General features: G+C 70.5%; 17 protein-coding genes. 10 read left to right on the top strand and 7 right to left on the bottom strand.

Going from position 1 to position 20,770, the window contains the following annotated elements:
- The 7 genes from ACIHCL_RS12340 to ACIHCL_RS12310 all read left to right on the top strand — a co-directional run bounded on the left by ACIHCL_RS12340 (position 1) and on the right by ACIHCL_RS12310 (position 7,513).
- Positions 1–477, top strand: a complete 477-nt coding sequence (locus ACIHCL_RS12340; RefSeq protein WP_399860309.1) for a hypothetical protein — start codon at positions 1–3, stop codon at positions 475–477.
- A 24-nt stretch (positions 478–501) separates the two neighbouring features.
- A complete protein-coding gene (locus ACIHCL_RS12335; protein WP_399860561.1) occupies positions 502–1,659 on the top strand; it encodes a flavin-containing monooxygenase in 1,158 nt (385 codons plus the stop codon).
- A complete protein-coding gene (locus ACIHCL_RS12330; RefSeq protein WP_399860307.1) occupies positions 1,656–3,002 on the top strand; it encodes an NAD(P)/FAD-dependent oxidoreductase in 1,347 nt (448 codons plus the stop codon). The genes ACIHCL_RS12335 and ACIHCL_RS12330 overlap by 4 nt, the downstream gene beginning before the upstream one ends.
- Entirely contained in the window at positions 2,999–4,372 is a 1,374-nt protein-coding gene (locus ACIHCL_RS12325; protein ID WP_399860305.1) for a cytochrome P450, read from the top strand. The genes ACIHCL_RS12330 and ACIHCL_RS12325 overlap by 4 nt, the downstream gene beginning before the upstream one ends.
- 23 nt (positions 4,373–4,395) lie before the next feature.
- The gene (locus ACIHCL_RS12320) at positions 4,396–5,346 is read left to right on the top strand and encodes a diacylglycerol/lipid kinase family protein (RefSeq protein WP_399860302.1); all 951 of its coding nucleotides are present in this window, start codon (positions 4,396–4,398) and stop codon (positions 5,344–5,346) included.
- A gap of 5 nt (positions 5,347–5,351) precedes the next feature.
- Positions 5,352–5,894, top strand: a complete 543-nt coding sequence (locus ACIHCL_RS12315; RefSeq protein WP_399860299.1) for a flavin reductase family protein — start codon at positions 5,352–5,354, stop codon at positions 5,892–5,894.
- Between the two features lie 68 nt (positions 5,895–5,962).
- Positions 5,963–7,513 carry an MmgE/PrpD family protein gene (locus ACIHCL_RS12310; protein ID WP_399860296.1) on the top strand — a complete coding sequence of 517 codons (1,551 nt, stop codon included), beginning with the start codon at positions 5,963–5,965 and terminating at the stop codon, positions 7,511–7,513.
- A gap of 40 nt (positions 7,514–7,553) precedes the next feature.
- Here the strand turns inward: ACIHCL_RS12310 and ACIHCL_RS12305 are convergent, their stop codons facing one another.
- The 7 genes from ACIHCL_RS12305 to ACIHCL_RS12275 form a co-directional block, all read right to left on the bottom strand.
- Positions 7,554–8,795: a LuxR C-terminal-related transcriptional regulator gene (locus tag ACIHCL_RS12305; protein WP_399860293.1), complete on the bottom strand. Its 1,242-nt coding sequence runs from the start codon at positions 8,793–8,795 to the stop codon at positions 7,554–7,556.
- Between the two features lie 1,093 nt (positions 8,796–9,888).
- Entirely contained in the window at positions 9,889–10,242 is a 354-nt protein-coding gene (gene mnhG / locus ACIHCL_RS12300; protein ID WP_399860290.1) for a monovalent cation/H(+) antiporter subunit G, read from the bottom strand.
- The gene (locus ACIHCL_RS12295) at positions 10,239–10,595 is read right to left on the bottom strand and encodes a monovalent cation/H+ antiporter complex subunit F (protein ID WP_399860287.1); all 357 of its coding nucleotides are present in this window, start codon (positions 10,593–10,595) and stop codon (positions 10,239–10,241) included. Before ACIHCL_RS12295 ends, mnhG begins: the two co-directional genes overlap by 4 nt.
- Positions 10,596–10,659: 64 nt before the next feature.
- Positions 10,660–11,277: a Na+/H+ antiporter subunit E gene (locus ACIHCL_RS12290; protein ID WP_399860285.1), complete on the bottom strand. Its 618-nt coding sequence runs from the start codon at positions 11,275–11,277 to the stop codon at positions 10,660–10,662.
- Positions 11,274–12,929: a Na+/H+ antiporter subunit D gene (locus ACIHCL_RS12285; RefSeq protein ID WP_399860559.1), complete on the bottom strand. Its 1,656-nt coding sequence runs from the start codon at positions 12,927–12,929 to the stop codon at positions 11,274–11,276. Before ACIHCL_RS12285 ends, ACIHCL_RS12290 begins: the two co-directional genes overlap by 4 nt.
- Positions 12,930–12,946: 17 nt before the next feature.
- Positions 12,947–13,672: a Na(+)/H(+) antiporter subunit C gene (locus ACIHCL_RS12280; protein ID WP_399860283.1), complete on the bottom strand. Its 726-nt coding sequence runs from the start codon at positions 13,670–13,672 to the stop codon at positions 12,947–12,949.
- A complete protein-coding gene (locus ACIHCL_RS12275; RefSeq protein WP_399860280.1) occupies positions 13,669–16,623 on the bottom strand; it encodes a Na+/H+ antiporter subunit A in 2,955 nt (984 codons plus the stop codon). Before ACIHCL_RS12275 ends, ACIHCL_RS12280 begins: the two co-directional genes overlap by 4 nt.
- A gap of 366 nt (positions 16,624–16,989) precedes the next feature.
- On the opposite strand from ACIHCL_RS12275, the gene ACIHCL_RS12270 reads away from it, so the two are divergent.
- Genes ACIHCL_RS12270 through ACIHCL_RS12260 form a run of 3 tightly spaced genes read left to right on the top strand, consistent with a single transcriptional unit; the run spans position 16,990 to position 20,767 of the window.
- The gene (locus tag ACIHCL_RS12270) at positions 16,990–19,932 is read left to right on the top strand and encodes a nitrate- and nitrite sensing domain-containing protein (protein WP_399860278.1); all 2,943 of its coding nucleotides are present in this window, start codon (positions 16,990–16,992) and stop codon (positions 19,930–19,932) included.
- Positions 19,929–20,366 carry a roadblock/LC7 domain-containing protein gene (locus ACIHCL_RS12265; protein WP_399860275.1) on the top strand — a complete coding sequence of 146 codons (438 nt, stop codon included), beginning with the start codon at positions 19,929–19,931 and terminating at the stop codon, positions 20,364–20,366. Before ACIHCL_RS12270 ends, ACIHCL_RS12265 begins: the two co-directional genes overlap by 4 nt.
- Positions 20,363–20,767 carry a DUF742 domain-containing protein gene (locus tag ACIHCL_RS12260; protein ID WP_399860274.1) on the top strand — a complete coding sequence of 135 codons (405 nt, stop codon included), beginning with the start codon at positions 20,363–20,365 and terminating at the stop codon, positions 20,765–20,767. Before ACIHCL_RS12265 ends, ACIHCL_RS12260 begins: the two co-directional genes overlap by 4 nt.
- Positions 20,768–20,770 lie beyond the last annotated feature (3 nt).

Below are 20,770 nucleotides of genomic sequence, written 5' to 3'. Positions count from 1 at the left end.
ATGGATCACGTGAATCGATTCGAGAGCAGGACGACCTTCGCGCTCCTGCGCCTCGAGTACGGGGTCGCCCTGGTCGTGTGCTCCGTGCTGTTCCTCCTTCACCTCTCGGAAGTGCGCTGGTGGCCGGCTGTGCTGCTGTTCGTCTACATCGACGTGATCGGCTATCTCCCGGGAGCCGTCGCCCACCGCCGGGCCAGGGGCGGCGACATTCCCAAGGTGTACTACGTCCTGTACAACACCATGCACAGCCTGGTCACGAACGCGATCGTGGTGGGTACCTGGGCCCTCGTGGCGGGGTTCGAGTGGGCGCTGCTGGCGGTCCCCATCCATCTGTGCGGTGATCGCGCGCTGTTCGGGAACTTCCTGAAATCGTTCAAGGTGCGGTTCGAGCCGGTCCGGCTGCCTGCCTTCGCCGAGTTCGAACGCCGTCTCACCGAGCGGGACGGGCCAAGTCCTCGGCTCCCCGAGCGGGTCTGAGGTGAGGAGCAGATGTCCGTGACTATGGAACGCCCCGTCATCATCGGCGCCGGGCCGGGTGGTCTCGCGGTCGCCTGGACCCTCAAGGAGGCCGGCTACGACCCACTGCTCCTGGACCGGGAACAGCGGGCCTGCTCGACATGGCACTCCTACTACCCCTCGCTGCGCATGAACTCGTGGAGGCGGTTGAGTTCGCTCCCCGGCATGCGGCTTTCCTCGGAGTACGGCCCGTGGCCCATGCGCAACGATTTCCTGACGTACATGAAGAAGTACGTCGAGGTGCTGTCGCCCGACATACGCTTCAACACCGACGCACAGCGCGTGGACCGCGACGGCGATCGCTGGGTGGTGCGCACCGCGGACGGCGATCTGCGGACCGAGCACCTGGTCGTCGCGACCGGGCTGCACCGCAAGCCGTTCATTCCCGGCTGGCCGGGACTCGACGAGTTCGAGGGCGAGTTCCTGCATGCCCGCGAGTACACCGTCCCCGGGCCCTACACCGGCAAGGACGTGCTGGTGGTCGGCTGCGGTCCGACCGGGATCGACATCGCCGTGGCCGTGGCACAGGCCGGTGCCTCCCGGGTACGGATGTCCATTCGGAACATGCCGGTCCTGTTCAAGCTCAGCCCCACGACCTCGCTGCTCTGCCAGGCCATCAAACACGGCCCGATGCCCCACTGGCTCGTCAATCGCACCAGCCTCCTGATGCATCGGATGCAGTGGGGTGACCTGACGCGCTACGGAATACCGCAGCCCAAGGAGGGCACCATGGCCGGCACCGACCGCATCGGCCACTCCTACGGCGCGATCGACCGCGGTCTGATCGCAGGCGTGCGCGACGGGTCGATCGAAATCGTCCGCGGTGTCACCGGGTTCAACAGGAAGGCCGTGCTGCTCGACGACGACACCAGCATCAAGCCGGACGTCGTCATCGCGTCCACCGGCCAACGACCTGACATGGAGGGGCTGCTGGGGCATCTACGGGTGCTCGCTCAACCGGGTGGCCGCCCTCTGGTGCACGGCGCCCGGACGCTCCCGCACGCGCCGAACCTCTACTTCCAGGGATACCGGCTGCCGCCTGGTCAGCTGCCCGACATGGCCGTCGACGCGCGCGCGATCGCCCGCGCCGTGTCCGGGTCGCGGCGCTTCGGCCTGGCCGGAGCTCTCCGGAGCAGGCGATGAGCGGACACACCACCCCGTGGGCCGCGGGCCAAGAGGCGACGCGTCCTCGGCTGCGCGGCAGGCAGCGCTGCGATGTCGCGGTGATCGGCGCGGGCCTGACCGGACTGTCCACGGCCCTCGAACTTCTCACCGTCGCACCGGAGCTGAGGGTCCACGTGGTGGAGGCGGACAAGGTCGCGGCGGGGGCCAGCGGTCGTGGCACCGGGCTCCTCGGCCCGCGCATCGGTCCCCCGCTGCACATCGCCCGGCGGCGCTTCGGCGATGAGGTCGCCCGGGCCGCGCACCTGTGGTCGGTCGCCGCCGTGCGACACGTACTCGATCTGGTGCGGCGCCACCGCATCGCGTGCGACCTGGTGCCGGGCGGTCAGCTCGTCGTCGCGTCCGACGAGCCGGCCGCCGAGCATCAGCTCAAGGAGCACCGGGCGGCGCGGATGCTCGGCCTGCCCGACCGGGTCGAGTTCGTCGGACGGGGCGAACTGCCCGAACACGCGGTTCGCTACCACAGCGGTCTGCGCTACGGCCCGGCCGCGACGCTCGACCCGGCCGCGCTCACCGAGCAGCTCGCCCGCGCCGGCGAGGAGCTGGGCCTCGTCATCCATGAGAGCAGCCGGGTGCGCGGGGTCCGACGGGGACTGCTCGCCACCCTCCTCACCGACGGCGGCGAACTGGTCGCCGACCATGTCGTCGTCGCCGTCAACGCCTACGGTGGCGCGCTGGCGGAGGCTCCGTCCGGCCTGCTCGGCGTCCGTGTGCAGGCGGGTGTCACACAGAAGCTCTCCGATGACCAACTGGCAGGGCTCGCCGGACTCGCCGACGAACCACTCATCGAACACGGCGAGGCTGCGCCCTACTTCCGGCTCACTCCGGACGGTCGGCTCGTGGTCGGCGGTGGTGCTGTCGAGCGGGGCGTCCACGGATCCCTCGCCTCCCGCCCCGGACGACTGCTCGCCGCCGTACGCGCCTTGTCCCCGTCGCTCGCCGGCATCACACTGGATGCCACCTGGGCAGGGCCGATAGCCGTGACCCGCGATGGTCTGCCCGTGCTCGGTGAGCACCGGAAAGATCCGTGGCTGCACCACGCGGGCGGCTGCAACGGCCACGGGCTCGCGCTCAGCACCTACCACGGCGCCCTTCTGGCGCGCCGCATCGCCGGCGCGGACCCGGGGCCGAGCGAGCTGCCGTGGCTGCGGTCGAAGGGGCCCTGGCTGCCCCGCGGGAGGGTGGCGGATCGCGCGCTCGACCGCTACCTGGGTCATCTCACGGCGGCAGCCGCGCCGTCCGGCGCCGCGGAGGATCCCGTGCCGCCCGACCGCTTCGCACCACGGACGGAGGATCCCTCATGAACGGCGTCGTGCGGCACACGTCCAGCGCGTGGGAACGGCTGGCGAGGTCGGCCTCGATCAGCAAGGTCCCGATCACGGAGCCCCTGGACCGGATGCCACCCGGCCCACGCGATTCGGTGGCCTGGCAGACGGTCCGTTTCCGGCGTGGCAGGCAGCACTATCTGACGCAGATGCACGACCGGTACGGGGACATGGTGACCCTGCGCGTCGTGCCCGGCGGACCGTTCGTTCTGCTGCGGGACCCCGAGCACATCAAGGAAGTCTTCCGCGGCTCACCGGACGTCTTCCACGCCGGGGAAGGGAATTCCCTGCTCGTGCCGATCGTCGGACGTCACTCCGTGCTCACTCTCGACGCGCCCGAACACCGTCCGGCGCGCAAGCGGATGATGCCGCCGTTCCATCACGAACGCATCAGCCGGCTCACCGTGGCGATGCGGGAGTTGGCGGAGCGGGAAGCGCGGAGCTGGCCGGTCGGCAGGCCCGTCGACTTCCTCGACCGGGCTTATGCGCTGACGCTCGACATCATTGTCCGGGTGGTGTTCGGCGTCGACGACCCGGGGCGGGCGGCCGCGTTGGGGGCCGCGCTGCGCTCGATGGCGGACATCGGCCTGTCCGAGATCCTCGTCTGGATCCGGCCGGGGCTGGGCAGGTTCTGGCCCTGGACCAAGGTCGTCCGCGGCCTCGAACGGGCCGACGAGCTGATCCACGAGGAGATTGCCCGACGACGGGCCGATCCGCACCGCTCCGAGCGCACCGACGTCCTGTCGATGCTCCTGGAGGGCGAACCCGACGACGAGGTGGTGCGCGACGAGGTGGTGACGCTGCTCGTGGCGGGGCACGAGACGACCGCGGTCGCACTGTCCTGGCTCTTCGAGCGGCTGCTTCGCCATCCGCTCGTCCTGGCGCGCGTACTGGAGGGCCTGAACGAGCCCAAGGACCCCTACCGGACAGCCGTGTTCAAGGAGGCGCTGCGTGTCCGCCCGGTGATCCACAACGTGGCGCGGCGCCTCACCGAGCCGATCGAGCTCGGCGGATACCGGCTGCCGGCCGGTGTGTCGGTGCTGCCGTCGATCGGCGCCGTGCAGTGCGATCCGCGGCTGTGGGGGCACGACGCCGGGATGTTTCGTCCCGAGAGATGGCTGGAGAGCACCCCGCCGCAGAACGCGTGGATTCCGTTCGGTGGCGGCGCCCGTCGGTGTCTGGGCGCCACCTTCGCGCAGGTCGAGGTGGAGACGGTGCTCTCTGGGGTGCTGAGCACCGTGGAGTTGCGCGCCGCCGACAGGGGGGACGAGCCGAGTGCCATGAACCACATCACCATGATCCCGAAGCGTGGTGCACGCGTCACCGTCGTCCGCAGGATCCAGCCGTGACCGAGCCGATCCTCAGGAGAGACATGTCCACGAAACAGCGTTCACGTCTGGTCGCGATCCTCAATCCGGCGGCGGGAGGCGACGGGGAACATCTGGTCGAGACCCTCGCGTCGCGGGAGAGGGTCCGGGTGGACGTCGTCAGGACCACCGCCGCGGGAACCGCCGCCGACATCGCGTACAAGGTGGCGGGCGACTCCGAATCCGTGGACGGCGTCGTGTCCGTGGGAGGTGACGGAACGACGTTCGAGGTCGCCACGGGACTGTGGCGGGCGGGCCGGGCGGGTGTCGAGAACGTCCCGCCGCTCCTCGTCGCCCCCGGTGGTACGGGCAACTCCGTCTACCGCGGTCTGTGGAACGACGAGCCATGGACCGCCGTCGTCGAGCGCGTCATGAGCGGCCGATCCCGAACGCGAGCCCTCGATCTCGCCCGGATCGATCAGAACGACCAGATCGTGGTTCTCGGCTCCGGCAGCGGCCTGTTCGCTCAGACCCTGCTGAAGGCAGCCGAACTTCCGGGCAGCGGACGTCAGTTGCTGATGGACGCAGCAGTCGCGGCGATGGCGGACCATGTGCCCTACGAGGGCCGGGTGTCGGTCGACGGGGAGGTCGTGTACGAGGGGGGCGTCGTGGAGACGATCACGGGCGGCTTCCGGTATCGCGGCGGCCTGTTGAATCTCGTGCCCCGTTCGGTGCTCGATGACGGCCTGCTCGACATCACGGTCGTGACGGCCGAGGCCGACATGAACGCCTTCGCGCAGGCCGCGCTCGGAGGCAATGTCTACGACGTACCAGGGATCGGGTGGCGGCGTGGCGCGCACATGACGATCGAGCGCCTCGACGGCCAGCCGCTGCTGTTCGAGCACGACGGCGAGGTCATGCCGCGCGTGAGCGCCTCCTGCGACCTGCACACGCTTCCGGCGGCGCTGGACGTGCTGAGCACGTCCGATGCCACCGCCTGGTTCCGGGAGGGATGACGCCGATGCCTCAGCACAGCCCAGGGGAGGCGGGCGACACGGCGCCGAGCGCCGAGGCGTGCCGCGAGTACTTCCGCAAGCTGACGGCCGGCGTGGCCGTGGTCACGGCCTGCGGAGCGAACGGCTGGTCGGCCTCGACCGCCAGCACGGTCACGAGCGTGTCCCTGGCACCACCGGTGATCCTGTGCTGCCTGTCGCAGGGTTCGGACACCCTCGCCACGATCCGCAATGCCAGGCGTTTCGCGGTCCACCTGCTGGCGGACCATCAGGGCGACATCGCCGATCGGTGCAGCCGGCTGCCGAGCGGAAGCTCCCGGCTGACGGACCTCCAGGACGAGGTGCGCCTGATCCACGGTGCGCCGACGATCCCCGGGACCCTGGCCGTGAGCTGGTGCGATCTGCACTCCATCACGGAGGTCGGTGACCATGTCGTCGTCTACGGGCAGCTCTCGTCCGTGCATGTCTCGCACGGACGTCCGCTGCTGTGGCACGACCGGTCCTATCGCGCACTCGACACGGGCGTCGAGTCGGTGGTCACCAGGCTGTGAACGGCCACCAGGTCCAGCACCGCCCCCCGGGACGACCCGCAGCACGACTCGACGAAGGCCGGATGCCCATGTCCAGCGATCCCATCGCCTCTCCTCGCACTCGCGCCCCGCACCCAGAGCGGCCTCTCCTCCCCCACACGTCCCTGACCGCACGGCTCGCCGACTGGGCCCACCGGGTGACGTACGACGACATCCCGGCGCTCACCCGGGAGGCCGCGATCAGCCAGTTGATCTCCAACCTGGCCGCGGTCCGTGCATCCATGGCTCATCCGTTGGGGAAGGCCCTGGTCAGCGCGTTCGGATCCCCCCTCCAGGGGGACGCCGGCCGCTCGGCCCATGTCCTGTCCGCGCTGGCGACGGCCCTGGACTTCGACGAAGTGGCGTATGCCGGGCATGTGTCGGCCGGCGCCGTGAACGTCGCGGCCGCGGAGGCTCGGCACGGCAGCCTCGACGGCCGGTCGCTCCTCGCCGCGATCGTCGTCGCGAACGAGTGCGCGGCGCGCATCACCGCCGCGACCATCCTCAGCCCGTTCTTCCGCGGGCAGACCAACACCCACTGCCACTCGGCGAGTGCCGCGGCGGCTCGACTGCACGCGCGTCGCGCCCCGTGCGCCGAGTGGACGGCGGCACTCGGCCTGGCCCTCGGCATTCTCTCCGTCCCGCTCCACCACGGCGTGGTGACGAGCGATGTGAAGGCGCTCACGGCGGCGGCCCCGGTCCGGATCGCCCTCGATGCTTGCGATGCGGCGGCCCATGGCCTGAGCGGCGCCGACGACATCCTCGAACATCCGGACGGTCTGCTCGCCCACCTCTCGGCGGTGCCAGTGCCAAAGACCGTGGACAAGCTCCTCGGCGTCCGCTGGCACACCGACTCCCTGACGTACAAGAGATTTCCGGGGAGCGCCTACCTGCACGCGGCCTTCGACTGCGCCGAGCGCCTCCACGAGCGCCTCGGACGAGTCGACGCCGAGAAGGTACGGCGCATCACCGTCGCCGGTTCGCTGCTCACCTCGCAGATGGAGCAGAAGGTGGCGCCCGCTCTGCGAGGCCCCCTGACTCCGGTGCCGGCCGCGACCCTGTCCGTCGGCTACGGGGTGGCGACCCTTCTACTCACGGGCTCGTTCGGGGTGCGGGACTTGGATCCCGCCGCACTCGGCGAGACGAGTCGTTGGGCGCTGGCGGACAAGGTGGTGGTGGAGCACGACATGGACCTGTCGCTGGACATGGCCCGAGCGACCTCACCCCTGGGCGAAGCGTTGCGGGAAGCCGGTGAACGCGCGTTGGACTGGCTTGAGTTGAAACGTTGGGGCGGTGCGGGCGCGTCGGTCATCCTCGCCTCGCTGGGCGCGTCCGAGGAAACGTTCGAGAACGCGACGATGGCGATCGGCGCACGGGTCCGGATCGAGCTGGTCGACGGCACCGTCGCAGTCGAGGAGTGCAAGGCGTTCGCCGGCTCCGCGGGGGCCTCGACGCGAGATGAGCAGCGGACGCTGGTGCGCCGGAAGTTCCTCGGCACCGGCGCCGCAGAGGAGACCTTGTCCGCTCTGGAGGACATCGGGAGCCTCGGCCCGGGCACCGTGTCCAGGGTGTTGGAAAAGGCCCTGGACATCACCACATGACTTTCCGTCCCCTGCGGCACTGCCTGCGTTCTCGGTCCCATCAGGAATCTTCGTGCCTGTCGAGGAGAGCAAGGATCGGGCCTATGCGAACACGCGATGTGATGGAGAGTTTCCGAAAGATGTTGCGCAGGTGATAATTGACCGTGTGATGGGACAACTCCAGTTCCCTGGCGATCTGTTGATTGGTCAGCCCGTACGTCACATACCTCGCGATCTCGATCTCCCTCTGGGTGAGTGCGGCCGGCCGATCGGCCCTTTCCGACGTGGCGTCATTGACGTCGCGGCCGAGGCCGGGCCCACCACGAGACCTGCCCCGCCGGCCCACGGGCCCCTGCTCCTCGGGCGCGGAATCGACGCCGTGCCCGAGACGCCGGCCCAGCCATGCCGAGCGGGCGTACTGCGCCGCGGACTCGATGGCAGGCACATCGGGATTGCTCCGAGCAAGCTCTTCGACCGCGCGCAGCGAGCGCTCGGCGAGGAAACGGTCTCCCGCGGCGCGCGCCGTCATCACCATCCAGGCAACCCGAGCAGGATCCTCGACGAGGCATCCGGACGTGGTGGCGAGTTCGGGCCACTTCGCATGCATCAGCTCGACGGCCCTGCCCGCCCCGTCCCGGTCCGCGGCAAGCACGATCTCGGCGAAGGCGGCCCGGGCAATGGAGTCCGGGTAGGCGTAGTAGGTGGATCGCCGATGAAATTCCGCCAAGTCCTGCGAGGCCGAATCGGCCTCGCCCAACCGGATGTGGGCCATGGCGGAAACCGAAAGAGCCAGTTTCACGCTCACCGCCGAGCCGTGTCGATCACTGAGACTGATCGCGGCATGCGCCTTGCCGATGGCCTCGGTGAAATTCCCCTTTTGCAGGTCCAGCGTCGCGAGCAGAGCACCGGGCAGCGAGCTGAAAGCCAGCAGACCGGCGCCGTCGATGAGGGTGCGCATGTCGTCGATGACCCGGATGGCCTGTTGCGAGACATGTATCTCGATGAGCTTTTTCGCGAGCAGCAGCTTGGCGTAGAGCTTCCACATGGGAATCACGTCCCGGGACTTCCGCATGGCAGACTGATTCAGCCAGAGCCCCATGATGAGATCCCCTTCGTGCCATTTCTTGATCGATTGGACACAAAGGGCGACGACGTTCAGCGAGTCCGAGCCCCCGCCCTCCTCCTCATTCACAACCCATTGTTCGACGTCTTCACCGATCATGGATTCCACAAGAATACGGAAAGCCATGACGTCCCGGCGAGCGGGAAGGTCGTCGCCGAGTTCGGCGAGAGCCTTGTTCACGGCACTCAGGGCTCCCTGGACGTCCCCCCGGACAAATCTGATGCGGGCCCTGTCCAGATTCAGTCTGGCGCCTTCACTCATGTCCGCCGAGTGATGCGCCCCTATCAGGTAAAGAACATCACTCATCGAGGTCGGGTCGGACAGGGAATCGGGTCTGCGACACCCCCTCTCCGCGCCAGGAACGATCTCATCCGCCGATGCCCCTTCTGCCATGCTCGAAGCCCCCCCGTACTACCTACTTCAATCGCCACCATCAAGCCTTGCTTCCCGGGCTCGCCGCATCCCGCGCCATGATGCTTCCGCGATTCGGAAATCGACTCTAAGTCGGAAAAACCGGGCTGCACAAAGCCCACTGAAAGTACTAGAACCACCCGCCGAACATCAATTGTTACCAATGAGTTACATCGCGCCAGCAGGTGATGGCAGTCTCATTTTCGGTGCCCGATTCGAATCAACACCTCCTAGACTGCGAAAAAGGAGACAATCTCCGACAGTTAATATTAAAGCCCATGTCAATTCTCGCCTCCCTGCTGGATCCGACGCCATTGGCGCACCGAAGTCAGGGATCGGAGTCGAACGATTTCAGTCATGTGAAATTGATCACGCGAGGTGCTCGTTCGCATGGCCATAATCCGATTCCACCCGAGGAGCAATCCCTCATGCATGACGCCCGCCTGGGTGACGAAGCCGTCCGCCGTCCGGCCCACCGCAGCTGCGCACTGGCCCTCTCCTCCCTGGAAAGCCTCCTGTCCCACCGGAACGAGAGCATCCGATCCGCCGACGAGTTGCGCTCGGAGTCGAAGCGGATCGCGCGGGAGGTGCGGCGGACGGCAGGTCCGTCACCGTCAACGGCTCCGGCCTGCCGATCGGCCGCACCCCGGCCGCGGTGCTGGAACAGCGCCAGGAGGCCGACGGCTCGGTCCTGCTGCCCGGCCCCCTCGCCGAATATCTCGGCCTCCGCCTGATCAAGGACGGAACGCCATCGGAGACATGAGCGGGCAGCGGACATGCCGACGGGCCGCCCCGTCCGCACGGGCGGGGATCCGCCTCAGGGCCGGTCCCAGAGCATCCGGACGATCGCGACGCGGCCTGCTCACCGTTCCCGGGTCAGTTGCTCGTCGAGTTCGTCGAAGAGCAGCTCGCCGTGGTCGACGTGGCCGGTGCGGTAGGCCGCCCGCGCCACCAGGTGCGCGGCGACCGGACTGGTCATCAGTTGGAAGAACGCGATCAGCGCCAGGGTGGCGAGGTCCATGCCGATGCGCATCCGCAGGGCGACCCCGGCGAGGACCACGATCAGGCCGAGGGTCTGCGGTTTGGTGGCGGCATGGCTGCGGGACAGCACATCGGGCAGCCGCAGCATGCCGATCACTCCGAGCAGGCAGATGGCCGCGCCGATGAGCACCAGGGCCGCGCCGGCGGTGTCGAGGATCCGGAGCCAGGTGTTCACCTCGCCTCCCCCTCGGTGCCGTCGCGTCCGTGGCCCTTCGCGGCCGGACCCGTGCCGCCGCGCCGGCGCGCCGGGCGGTCGCGGACGGCGATGAAGCGGGCGATGCCGACCGATCCCGTGAACCCGAGGAAGGCCAGCACCAGCATGATCGGGAAGTAGAACGGATCGCGTGCGAAGGCGGATTTCGCGCCGAGGCCCGCGATGATGAGGGCCGCGCCCACGTCCAGCGCGATGGCGCGGTCCAGCATGGAGGGGCCCAACCGGATGCGGGCGAGCAGCAGCGCACCGGCGACGACGATCACGACGACGGCGGCCGTGAGCAGCAACCGGTCGACGGTTTCCGGGACGGTCATGTGCCGCGCCTCCTCATGTGCCATGCCTCCTCATGCGCCGCATCTCGTCGTGCGCCGCATCTCGTCATGTCTCGTGCCGCCCCGGGTGGGCGATCGGTGGTGGTCCGGCCACCCGGGCGATCTCGTCGGGGGTGCCGAAGGCCCGCACGACCAGCCGCTCCAGTCGCCACACGGAGCGCCGGGCCGCGTCCAGCGCGGCGGGCCGGTCCGCGTCGAGCACGTGCAGGAAGACGGTGGCCGTGGCGCGGCGCACCTCGACGACCGATCCGCCGGGCACGTTCGACACGGCGACAGCGGTGGCCGCGAGCATCAGGTCGGAACGGCAGCGCAGCGGTACGGCGATGACCGCGGCCCGGTGCGGGTGGCCGACGAAGATCTGCCGGGTGACCCGCACGCCCGAGGTGTACATGTCGTAGAGCAGTGAGCCGCCGAGCACCAGGATGCCCCAGGGGTGCAGGCGGAGTCCGAGATCGACCCGGGGCAGCGGGAAGGCCAGGCAGACGGTGATCGCGACGACCACGCCGGTGAGTACGTTGGCCCAGTTCGGCCCGGACCAGAGCAGCACCCAGATCAGGGTGAGCCAGGCGATCAGCGGGATGTCCAGCACGCGTCGGCGCGCGGCCCAACCGCGGTACGGCGGCTGCCCCTTGTGCCGGAACGACAGGGTGATGACGCGTTTCACCGGCCGAGCACCGCCTCCGTGTAGGGGGAACGGGCGAGGAGTTCGGCGGCGGCCCGGTCGGTGTACGAGGTCAGCGGTCCGGCGAACACGGTAAAAGCGAGGCCGAGCGCGACGGCCGCCGCGGTGGCCGTCGTCATCCGGCGCGGCAGCCGGGTCGTGGTGGTGACGGCCCGTCCGTGCAGGGTGGCGGCGACCGCGCGTCCGGCGGGCTCATGGCGGTGCCGGACCGATTCGTCGCCGCTGCCGGGGATGTGGTCGGGGCCCGGGTCGACATCGGTGTCGTCCTCTTCGGAGTCGGACTCCAGGACGGTGCCGGTCGCCGCCTGTCCCGGGGGCGCGGTCCGCCAGAACGCCAGGTTCCAGACCTTGGCCACCACGTACAGCGTGAGGAGGCTGGTCACGGCCGACCCGGCCACGAGGAGCCAGGCCCAGGCGCCGCCGTCGGCGACTCCGGCCCGCATCAGCCCGAGCTTGCCGATGAACCCGGAGAGCGGCGGGACACCGGCCAGGTTCATGGCGGGGACGAAGAAGAGGACGGCGAGCAGCGGGGCGGCCTTGGCCAATCCGCCGATGCGGGTGAGCTCGGTGGTGCCGCTCCGGCGTTCGATCAGTCCGGCCGCCAGGAACAGCGTGGTCTGGACGGTGATGTGGTGGGCGACATAGACGATCGCGCCGCCGTACGCCTCCCGGGTGGCGAGGCCGATGCCGAAGACCATGAAGCCGATGTGGCTGATGAGCGTGAAGGAGAGGAGCCGTTTCAGGTCGGTCTGGGCGACCGCTCCGAGGATGCCGACGGTCATCGAGGCGAGCGCGACGGCCATCAGCAGGTCCCCGAGCCGGTTGCCGGGGAAGAACAGGGTCTCGCTGCGGAGCATGCAGTAGACACCGACCTTGGTGAGCAGCCCGGCGAAGACCGCTGTGACGGGGGCGGGCGCGGTCGGATAGGAGTCGGGGAGCCATGCGGCGAGCGGGAAGGCGGCGGCCTTGAGGGCGAAGACGGTGAGCAGCATCGCCTGGATCGATGTCTGTACACCGGGCGGGAGTTCGGCGATCCGTTCGGCCAGTTGGCCGAAGTTGGCGGTGCCGGTCGCCGCGTAGGTCATGGCGATGGCGGTGAGGAACAGCATCGACGAGAGCAGCGAGACGATCACATAGGTGGAGCCCGCGCGGACACGGGGGCCGGTGCCGCCGAGGGTGAGCAGGACGAAGCTCGCGACGAGCATGGTCTCGAAGCCCACGAAGAGGTTGACGAGGTCACCGGCGAGGAACGTGTCGGAGACCCCGGCGACCAGGATCAGATAGGCGGGGTGGAAGACCGCCACGGGCGTCTCCTCGTCCCGGTCGGCCATGCCCTGGCCGATGGAGTAGACGAGTACGCAGAGCGTGATGGCGGAGGAGACGGTCAGCATCAGCCCGGACAGCCGGTCGGCGACGAGGGTGATGCCGAGGGGCGGCGCGAAGTCGCCGAGGTGGACGGCGAGCGGGCCGTGGAGGTCGGTGACGATCATCAGGACGGCGGAGAGCGCGAGCACCACGCTGAGCACGACGACGCTGACCAGGCGCTGGACCAGTTTGAGCCGGGTGCCGAAGGCGAGGCTGAGTCCGGTGGCGCAGAGCGGCAGCAGCACCGGCAGGGGGACGAGTGCGTTCATCACGGGGACGAGTACGTTCATCCGGTGGCTCCCGGGTCGGTGTCGTCGGGGCGGGGCGGTCGCGGGGGGCCGTCCTCGGGGCGGGGCGGTCGCTCGGTGTGGTCCTCCGGGCCTGAGGCGCCCGGCGGGTGGCGCGACGGGCCGGCCGACCTGGGCGCATGGTTCTGCGGGCGGACCCGTCCCTCGGCGTAGTCCTCAGGGTCCGCGCCCAACACGTCGTGCCAGAGGTCCCCGGTGGCGTACCGGCCCCGGGCCTGGAGCGCGCTGTCGGCCCGCAGCCGGGCGCGCAGGCGGCGGCGCTCCTCGCGGTACCTGGCGCGCTCCGCGGCCGTGACGTCGGCGGCGGCCCGGTAGCGTTCGCGCAGTTCGTCCCGCTCCCCCAGGACCTCGGCGCGCAGTGCGATGCGGCGGTCCTCGTCGTCGTCGTGGACTTCGTCGGTGCCGTTCAACTGGTGGCTGCGGTAGGCCATGGCCAGGAGGAAGGCCGTGGTGGCCAGGGTGATGACGATGGCGGTGAGGGCGATGGCCTGCGGCAGCGGGTCGGCGACCAGCCGGAGCGGTACGCCGTAGAGGAGGGGTTCCCGGCCGGCCGGTCCGCTCGCGGCGACGATCAGCAGGTTGATGCCGTTGCTCGCGATCACCGCGCCGAGCAGGATGCGGGTGAAGGGCCGGGTGAGCATGAGGATGCCGCCGACCGCGCACAGCACCGCGGCGGTGGCCAGGAGCGAGGCGCTCACCGTCATGCGGGGACGCCTCCCGTCCCGGGCTCCGGGTCCGGCCCCTCTCCCGGTGGTGCGCCGGTGTCCGGGCTCCGTGTGCCCGCCGCGTCGGCCTCGACCGCCGCCGCCCGCTCGATCTGGCGGTCGATCTTGGCGCCGAGCGCGCGCACGATGTCCAGCGTCACGCCCAGGACGAGCAGGTAGACGCCGAAGTCGAAGAGGACCGGGGTGGCGAGGTGGTACTCGCCGAACAGCGGCAGCCGGCCGTGGTGGGTCCAGGAGTGCAGGACCGTCCCCTCGATGAGCCCGAGCAGCGCGACGCCGGTGGAGACGAACAGGCCGAGGCCGGTGAAGAGTCCGGGCTGCAGGGGTGCGGCCTCGGCGAGTTCGAAGCGGCCGCCCGCCAGGTATCGGGTGATCAGGGCGAGGCCCGCGACGAGACCGGCGACGAATCCGCCGCCCGGCATGTTCTCGGCGCAGAAGAGCAGATACACCGAGAGCACCAGGACCGGGTGGAACAGCAGCCGGGTCACGACCTCGAAGACGACCGAGCGGTGTTCGGGGGCGAGGGTGGACCCGGCCGCGAGCCAGCCGCGTTCCGGCGCGCCCTCGTCGCCGCGCGGCAGGCCCGTCATCGTGGGCGCGGACAACGACCAGGCGGTTCGGCCCCGCAGCTCCTCCCTCGGCAGCGGCTCCTCGGTCCGGCGGTGCAGGTAGATCAGGCTCGTCACCCCGATGGCCGCCGCGGCGAGCACGGCGGACTCCCCCATCGTGTCCCAGGCGCGCAGGTCCACCAGGATGGTGGCCACGACGTCCTTGAGACCGTGGTGGGCGGTCTCCTCGACCATGGCCGCGCCTGCCGGGGTGGCGCCGCGCGCCGCGGCGGCGATCCACACCACCACGCTGAGCGTCGCCGCCGCGGCCAGCGCCACCGGGACGCGTACGGCCCGCCGCCGGCTGCTCACCGACTCCTCGAAGCGCACCGGCATCCGGCGCAGGACCAGCACGAACACGATCATCGCCACGGTCTCGACGCAGAACTGGGTGAGCGCCAGGTCCGGCCCGCCCTGGACGACGAAGAGCAGCGCCGCTCCGTATCCCGTCAGCCCGGCCAGGACCACGGCCTTCATACGGCGGCTGACGGTGAGACAACAGAGCGCCGCCGCGCAGGTCAGCAGGGCGATGGCGCCCTGCAGCGGGGTGTCCCAGAGCCGTGGGGCGGCAACCCGGTGCCAGGGTCGGTCCACACCGAGCACCGCGAGCTGGCCGATCAGCATCACGAGCAGGGTGGTCGCGAGGTAGACGGAGAGCGAGCCGCGCTGGATCAGGCCGGTGAGCTGGAGGGAGAACCGTTCGAGTCCGAGCAGCAGCTGGCCGAAGACGGCGTCGGCGGTCGGCCAGGCGATGCGCCGGGAGAGCCGTGTCACGGTGGTGCGGCCCGCGAAGAGGAGCACGCCGCCCGCCACGGCCAGGGCCGAGAGCAGCAGCGCGGTCCCCGGCCCGTGCCAGAGCGAGAGGTGGTAGGGGTGCGCGGGCGCGGGGAACGTGTCGGCGTACGCGCCGAACAGCCGGTCGGCCCATCCGACGCCGGGCCCCAGCAGCAGCCCGCAGGCCGCGAGGAGGGCGGGCGCCGCGAGGAACGCCGGGCCGACCCGGTGCACGGGGGTGTCCTCGACTCCGGGTTTGCGGGCGAAGGCGCCCCATACGAACCGCAGGGTGTACGCGACGGTCAGCGCGGAGCCGACGACCGTGGCGGCCAGGGCCCAGCGGTCCGCGGCGTCGCCGTGCAGCAGGGTCTCGAACGCGGCCTCCTTGGCGGCGAAGCCGAGCAGCGGGGGCAGGGCGGCCATGGAGGCGGCGGCCACCACCGCGACCGCGCACACCTGCGGCAGCGCCCGGCCCACGCCGGACAGGGCGCGCAGGTCACGGGTTCCGGCTGCGTGGTCGACGATGCCGGTGACGAGGAACAACGGGGCTTTGAACAGGGCGTGGGCCAGGATCATCACGGCGGCGGCCAGCGCCGTGTCGCGGCCGCCGGCCCCGGCGAGCAGAGTGAGGAAGCCGAGTTGGCTGACGGTGCCGTAGGCGAGGACGAGCTTGAGGTCGTTCAGGCGCAGCGCCCGCCAGCCGCCGAGCAGCATGGTCGCGGCGCCGAGCACCAGCACGACCGGCCGCCAGACCGGGACGTCGGCGAAGGCGGGGGCCAACCTGGCGATCAGGTAGACACCGGCCTTCACCATCGCGGCGGCGTGCAGATAGGCGCTGACGGGGGTGGGCGCGGCCATGGCGTTCGGCAGCCAGAGGCTGAACGGCCAGATCGCCGACTTCGACAGGGCGCCGCACAGGATGAGCACGACGGCGGTCGAGACGGCGGCGCCGGCCGGGGGCGGGTCGGCCAGGATGGCGGAGATCCGGTAGCTGCCAGCGATCTGACCGAGCATCAGGAAACCGACGAACATGGCGAGTCCGCCGAGCGTGGTCACGACGAGGGCCTGGAGTGCGGAGCGGCGGCTGTGCTTGCGCTCGCTGTCGTACCCGATCAGCAGGTACGAGAAGACCGTGGTCAGCTCCCAGAAGACGTAGAGGGTCATCAGGTCGTCGGCGAGGACCAGTCCGAGCATGGCGCCCGCGAACGCCAGGAGGTTGCCCGCGAAGCCCGCCAGTCCCGGGGCGGAGTCGGTGAAGTACGAGGCGCAGTAGAGCAGGACGAGCGTGCCGATACCGGCCGCGAGCAGCACCATCAGTTCGGAGAGCGCGTCGAGCCGCAGCGCGGTGCCGACGCCGTACGCGGGCATCCACTGCCACGTCCAGGTGACCGAACCGCCCGACGCGGTGGCGCTCCACCATGTGGCCGCCCATGCGGTGGCGGCCGCCGGTGCCGCCGCGAGCACGACGAAGGCGCGTCTGCCCAGTAGCCGTACCAGCGGGCGTGCACAGCAGGCGAGGGCGAAGTGGCAGACGATGAGCGCGGTCATGCGGCCCCGGCGGGCGCCCCGCGCCCACCCCGGCCGGGAGGCCGGAGAGCGAACGTTGTATCAAGGACAAAAGGCACTCAATACAGATATAACCCCGACCGCGCCTCTTCCCCACGGCGCGCCGCGCCGACTCGGCGCAGTGCGCCGGATCGCGGGCGAAGGGCTCACGGCGGACGCGATTCATCACGCGCGCGCACTCCCGGCGCCCGCACCGCCTCTCCGGCCCTCCTCCGCTAAATCGGCACGGAATAGACACTTCCGGACTCGGGTGACCACGATGCGTGATCAGCAATGCCCATATGAGCCAACTTTCTTTTCATTTTTTGCAGTCTGACTACTATCTATCTGTCGAAGTTCTCAACGGATTTGACCAGTCCTGAGGCTGGCACCATCGTCAAGGAGTACGCCCTGCGCACGCGCGTCTCACGGCGGACCAAGTCGACCACCATGTCGCTGCGGACAGCCCTGCTCGTACTGGCCATCGTCCCGGGGGTCGCGCTCGCCGCCCTCTGGGCCGTCACAAGTGGTCAGACCCTGTCCGACTTCCAGCGGCAGGCGGCCCAGGGCAAGTTGGCGGAGAAGGCCGGTCAGCCGTCCAACATCGTGTACTACAACCTCCAGGAGGAGCGTCGGCTCAGCGCCGACGTCCTGGACGGGCGCAAGGGCGCCGAGGAGGCGTTGCGACGGCAGCGCGTCCTGACCGACGACGCCATCGAGAGCTTCCAGGCGCTCTCCGACGTGGCGGCCGACGACGCCCCGGCCGAGGTCCGCGACGCCGTTCGCACGGCACGCGCGGCGATCGGTCAACTCCCCTCCCAGCGCGCCCTCGTCGACGAGGGGGGCTCCGAGCAGCAGAAGGCCGCGTACGCCTACTACTCGGACCTGATCGCGGTGGACCTCAAGCTCTTCGCGGCGCTCAGCCACGTCGACAACGGCCGGATCACCACGATCTCGCAGCCGCTCGTCCACCTCTTCTGGACCAAGGAGATGGTCTCCCGCTCGGACGCCCTGCTGGCGCGCGGCTGGTCCAAGGGGAAGCTCGGCGCCGAGGAGTTCGCCGAGGTCGAGGAAGCCGTCATGGGCCAGCCGCTCCTGTACACCACCCAGGTCGTCCCCTATCTGTCGGCGGACGAGAAGGCCGCGTGGGAGAAACTCACGCACAGCCCGGCCTGGAAGACCAAGACGCAGTTGGAGAACCGGATACTGCGCCCCGCGCACACCGACGGCGCCGGCGTGGTCACCCTCGACGCCGGCGACGAGAAAACCTGGCGCGGAGCGATGGACGGGGTGAACACCCAGCTCAAGGACCTGCTGGAGAAGCGCACCGCCACCGTGGTCGAAGAGGGCAAGAACAGCGTGCTGTCCCTCCTGTTCCGGATGGCGCTGACCACGCTGGTCGGCCTGCTCGCCGTGATCGCGGTCATCTGGACCACCTGGCGCCTCACCCGCAACCTCCGCCGCCGCATCGGCGGCCTCCAGGAGCGGGCCGAGGAACTGGAGAAGGCCCTGCCCGAGGTGGTCGAGCGGCTGGCCCGGGGAGAACGCATCGACGTCGAGGCCGAGGCCCGCGCCATCGAGCACGAGGCAGGCAAGGGCGACGAGCTGACCCGGCTCGGCGACGCCCTCAACCTGGCCCGCACCAGCGCACTGTCGGCGGCCGTCAAACAGGCCGACCAGCACCGCGGGTTCGAGAAGCTGCTCCAGCGCATCGCCCGCCGCACCCAGCAGTTGATCGGCCAGCAGTTGCGGAAGCTGGACGACCTGGAGCGCAAGCACGAGGACCCGGAGATCCTGGAGGGCCTCTTCGACCTCGACCACCTCACCGCGCGTCTGCGCCGGTACGAGGAGAACCTCGTGATCCTCGCGGGCGGCACCCCGCACCGGCGCTGGCGCAAGCCGGTCCCGCTGCTGGACGTGATGCGTTCCGCGCAGGGCGAGGTGCAGGACTACCGGCGGGTCGTGCTGGACCTCGACGGCAGCCCCTGGATCTCGGAGCGGGCCGTCGGACCGGTCACCCATGTGCTGGCCGAACTCATCGAGAACGCGCTCAGCTTCTCCCGGCCACCGAGCCCGGTCGAGGTGCGGGCGGCCAAGGTGAGCCGCGGTCTGGCCATCGAGGTCGAGGACCGGGGCCTCGGGATGGACGACGACCAGCTCGCGGCGGCCAACGAGCTGATGCTCCACCCGCCGCGCATGGACGTGCTGGCCCACTCCGACGACATCCGGCTCGGCCTGCACGTGATCTCACGGCTCGCGCACCAGCACGGACTGCGGGTGGAGTTCCGTTCGTCGCCGTACGGCGGCACCCGCGTGGTGGTGCTCGTTCCCGACGAGCTCACCGTCCCCGCACCGCACTCCGGCCCGGTCGGCGTGCCGTCCCCGGCCGCCGAGCCTACGCCGGCGCCCGCACCGGAGACGGCGCCCGGCGAGCCGCTGCCCACCCGCGTCCAGGGCCGGGCACTGGCCGACGTGACCGCGCTCAACGCGGCGGGCGCCCCCTACGCCCAGCAGCCGTACCAGACCCCCGAGCAGCCTCACCCGGCGCCCGGCACCGCGTACCCGGACGGCGGCCAGGAGCACCTGTACCCGCCGGAGGAGAACGAACGGCCTTACGCCGCACCCCCGGAGGGCCCGGTTCCGAACGGGCGGCACGGTGCGCCCGCATCCGCCGACGACGCGTTCGCCGCGGTGCCCGCGGAGCCGTTCCCCGTGCCTCCGTCCCCCTACGGCACAAGCCTGTCGTCCTCCACCGAGCAGCCGTACATGACGGCCGCCGGCCAGTACCCGGTGAACCCGCCTCCGGGCCACCCTGCCTCCACAGAGCCCTTCCCTGCACCGCCGCAGCCGTACACCACCGGCTATCCCGTCGGCGGCGCGTTCGATCCCGCGAGGCCCGGGCCCCGGCCGTCCGTGCCGGGTGACACCCGCCCGGCGCGGCTGTCCGTGTCCGAGCCGGACCACCCGGCGCCGCCGGACCCGGACGCCGTGAGCGCGGGGAACGGTTCCGGACGGCCCGCGCTGCCCGCCGGGAACGCGCTGCCCGCACCCGGTACCGAGCCCCCGCTGCCACGTCGCGTGCGGCAGGCCAGCCTGGCGGACGAGCTGAGGGTCGCCCCGGCGGCCCGGAACACCGTGCCCCGACAGCCGGGCCCGGAAGAGACCCCGCAGGCGCGACCGGCTCCCCGCCGGTCCGGAGCGGCGATCGGCGCCTTCCAGCGCCGGTCGCGCGCGGCCCGTGCGACCACGGAGACGTCACCGCGGCCCGCACCGCCTGCCACCCCGCACCCCACGAGAGAAGAACGGTCATGACACGCACAACCGCCACACACCAGGACCTCGACTGGCTGCTCGACGGCCTGGTGGACTCGGTGGCCGAAACCCGGAACGCCGTCCTGCTCTCCGACGACGGCCTCGTGGTCAGCCATTCCCGCACCATCGAGCGCGCCGACGCCGAGCGTCTGGCCGCCATCTGCACCGGCCAGCAGAGCCTGGCCCGCGGTGTCGGCCAGCTCTTCGACGGCGGCAGCGTCCACCAGGTGATCGTCGAACTCGCGGACCTGTGGCTGTTCATCATCTCGGCCGGACAGGGCACCCATCTGGCCGTGATCGCCTCCCAGGAGGTGGACGCCGAGATCATGTCCCTCGCCATGCACAACCTCGTCCAGCAGGTCGGCCAGAAGCTCGCCACCCCGGCCCGCGGCGAGTTCGACGCCTTCGGCACCGGGGACGGGCAGCGCGCGTGACTCCCAACTGGGATGAGGACGCCGGGGAGGACGGGGCGGGCACGATGGTGCGCCCGTACACCATCACCCGGGGCCGGACCGCTCCCGAGCGCGACGACTTCAGCCTCATCACCGTGCTCACCACCGCGCGGGACCCGAGGAACGAGCACGGTGCACCGATACTGCCGGGGCGTCTCCAGCCGGAGCACCGGCTGATCCTGGAGCGTTGCCGTCGGCCTTCCGCGGTCGCCGAGGTGTCGTCCGACCTCGGCCTCCCGGTGTCGGTGACCAAGATCCTGCTGGCCGACCTCGTCGCCCAGGGCCTGCTGACGGCCCGCGCGCCGCTCTCGGTGGCGCGGGCGGCCGGCGGCGCCGACATGGGCCTGCTGGCCGCCGTTCGTGACGGACTCCGGAGACTCTGAACC

Origin of the sequence: Streptomyces sp. NPDC052042 (genome assembly GCF_044548345.1) — a bacterium.
Taxonomy (GTDB): domain Bacteria; phylum Actinomycetota; class Actinomycetes; order Streptomycetales; family Streptomycetaceae; genus Streptomyces.
Note: the sequence above shows the minus strand (reverse complement) of the source record. Positions and strands in the feature narration are given on the sequence as shown.

Coding starts and splice junctions, on each gene's coding strand:
- ACIHCL_RS12340 (WP_399860309.1), top strand. CDS start 1: ATGGATCACGTGAATCGATTCGAGAGCAGGACGACCTTCGCGCTCCTG.
- ACIHCL_RS12335 (WP_399860561.1), top strand. CDS start 502: ATGGAACGCCCCGTCATCATCGGCGCCGGGCCGGGTGGTCTCGCGGTC.
- ACIHCL_RS12330 (WP_399860307.1), top strand. CDS start 1,656: ATGAGCGGACACACCACCCCGTGGGCCGCGGGCCAAGAGGCGACGCGT.
- ACIHCL_RS12325 (WP_399860305.1), top strand. CDS start 2,999: ATGAACGGCGTCGTGCGGCACACGTCCAGCGCGTGGGAACGGCTGGCG.
- ACIHCL_RS12320 (WP_399860302.1), top strand. CDS start 4,396: ATGTCCACGAAACAGCGTTCACGTCTGGTCGCGATCCTCAATCCGGCG.
- ACIHCL_RS12315 (WP_399860299.1), top strand. CDS start 5,352: ATGCCTCAGCACAGCCCAGGGGAGGCGGGCGACACGGCGCCGAGCGCC.
- ACIHCL_RS12310 (WP_399860296.1), top strand. CDS start 5,963: ATGTCCAGCGATCCCATCGCCTCTCCTCGCACTCGCGCCCCGCACCCA.
- ACIHCL_RS12295 (WP_399860287.1), bottom strand. CDS start 10,595: ATGACCGTCCCGGAAACCGTCGACCGGTTGCTGCTCACGGCCGCCGTC.
- ACIHCL_RS12285 (WP_399860559.1), bottom strand. CDS start 12,929: ATGAACGCACTCGTCCCCCTGCCGGTGCTGCTGCCGCTCTGCGCCACC.
- ACIHCL_RS12280 (WP_399860283.1), bottom strand. CDS start 13,672: ATGACGGTGAGCGCCTCGCTCCTGGCCACCGCCGCGGTGCTGTGCGCG.
- ACIHCL_RS12275 (WP_399860280.1), bottom strand. CDS start 16,623: ATGACCGCGCTCATCGTCTGCCACTTCGCCCTCGCCTGCTGTGCACGC.
- ACIHCL_RS12265 (WP_399860275.1), top strand. CDS start 19,929: ATGACACGCACAACCGCCACACACCAGGACCTCGACTGGCTGCTCGAC.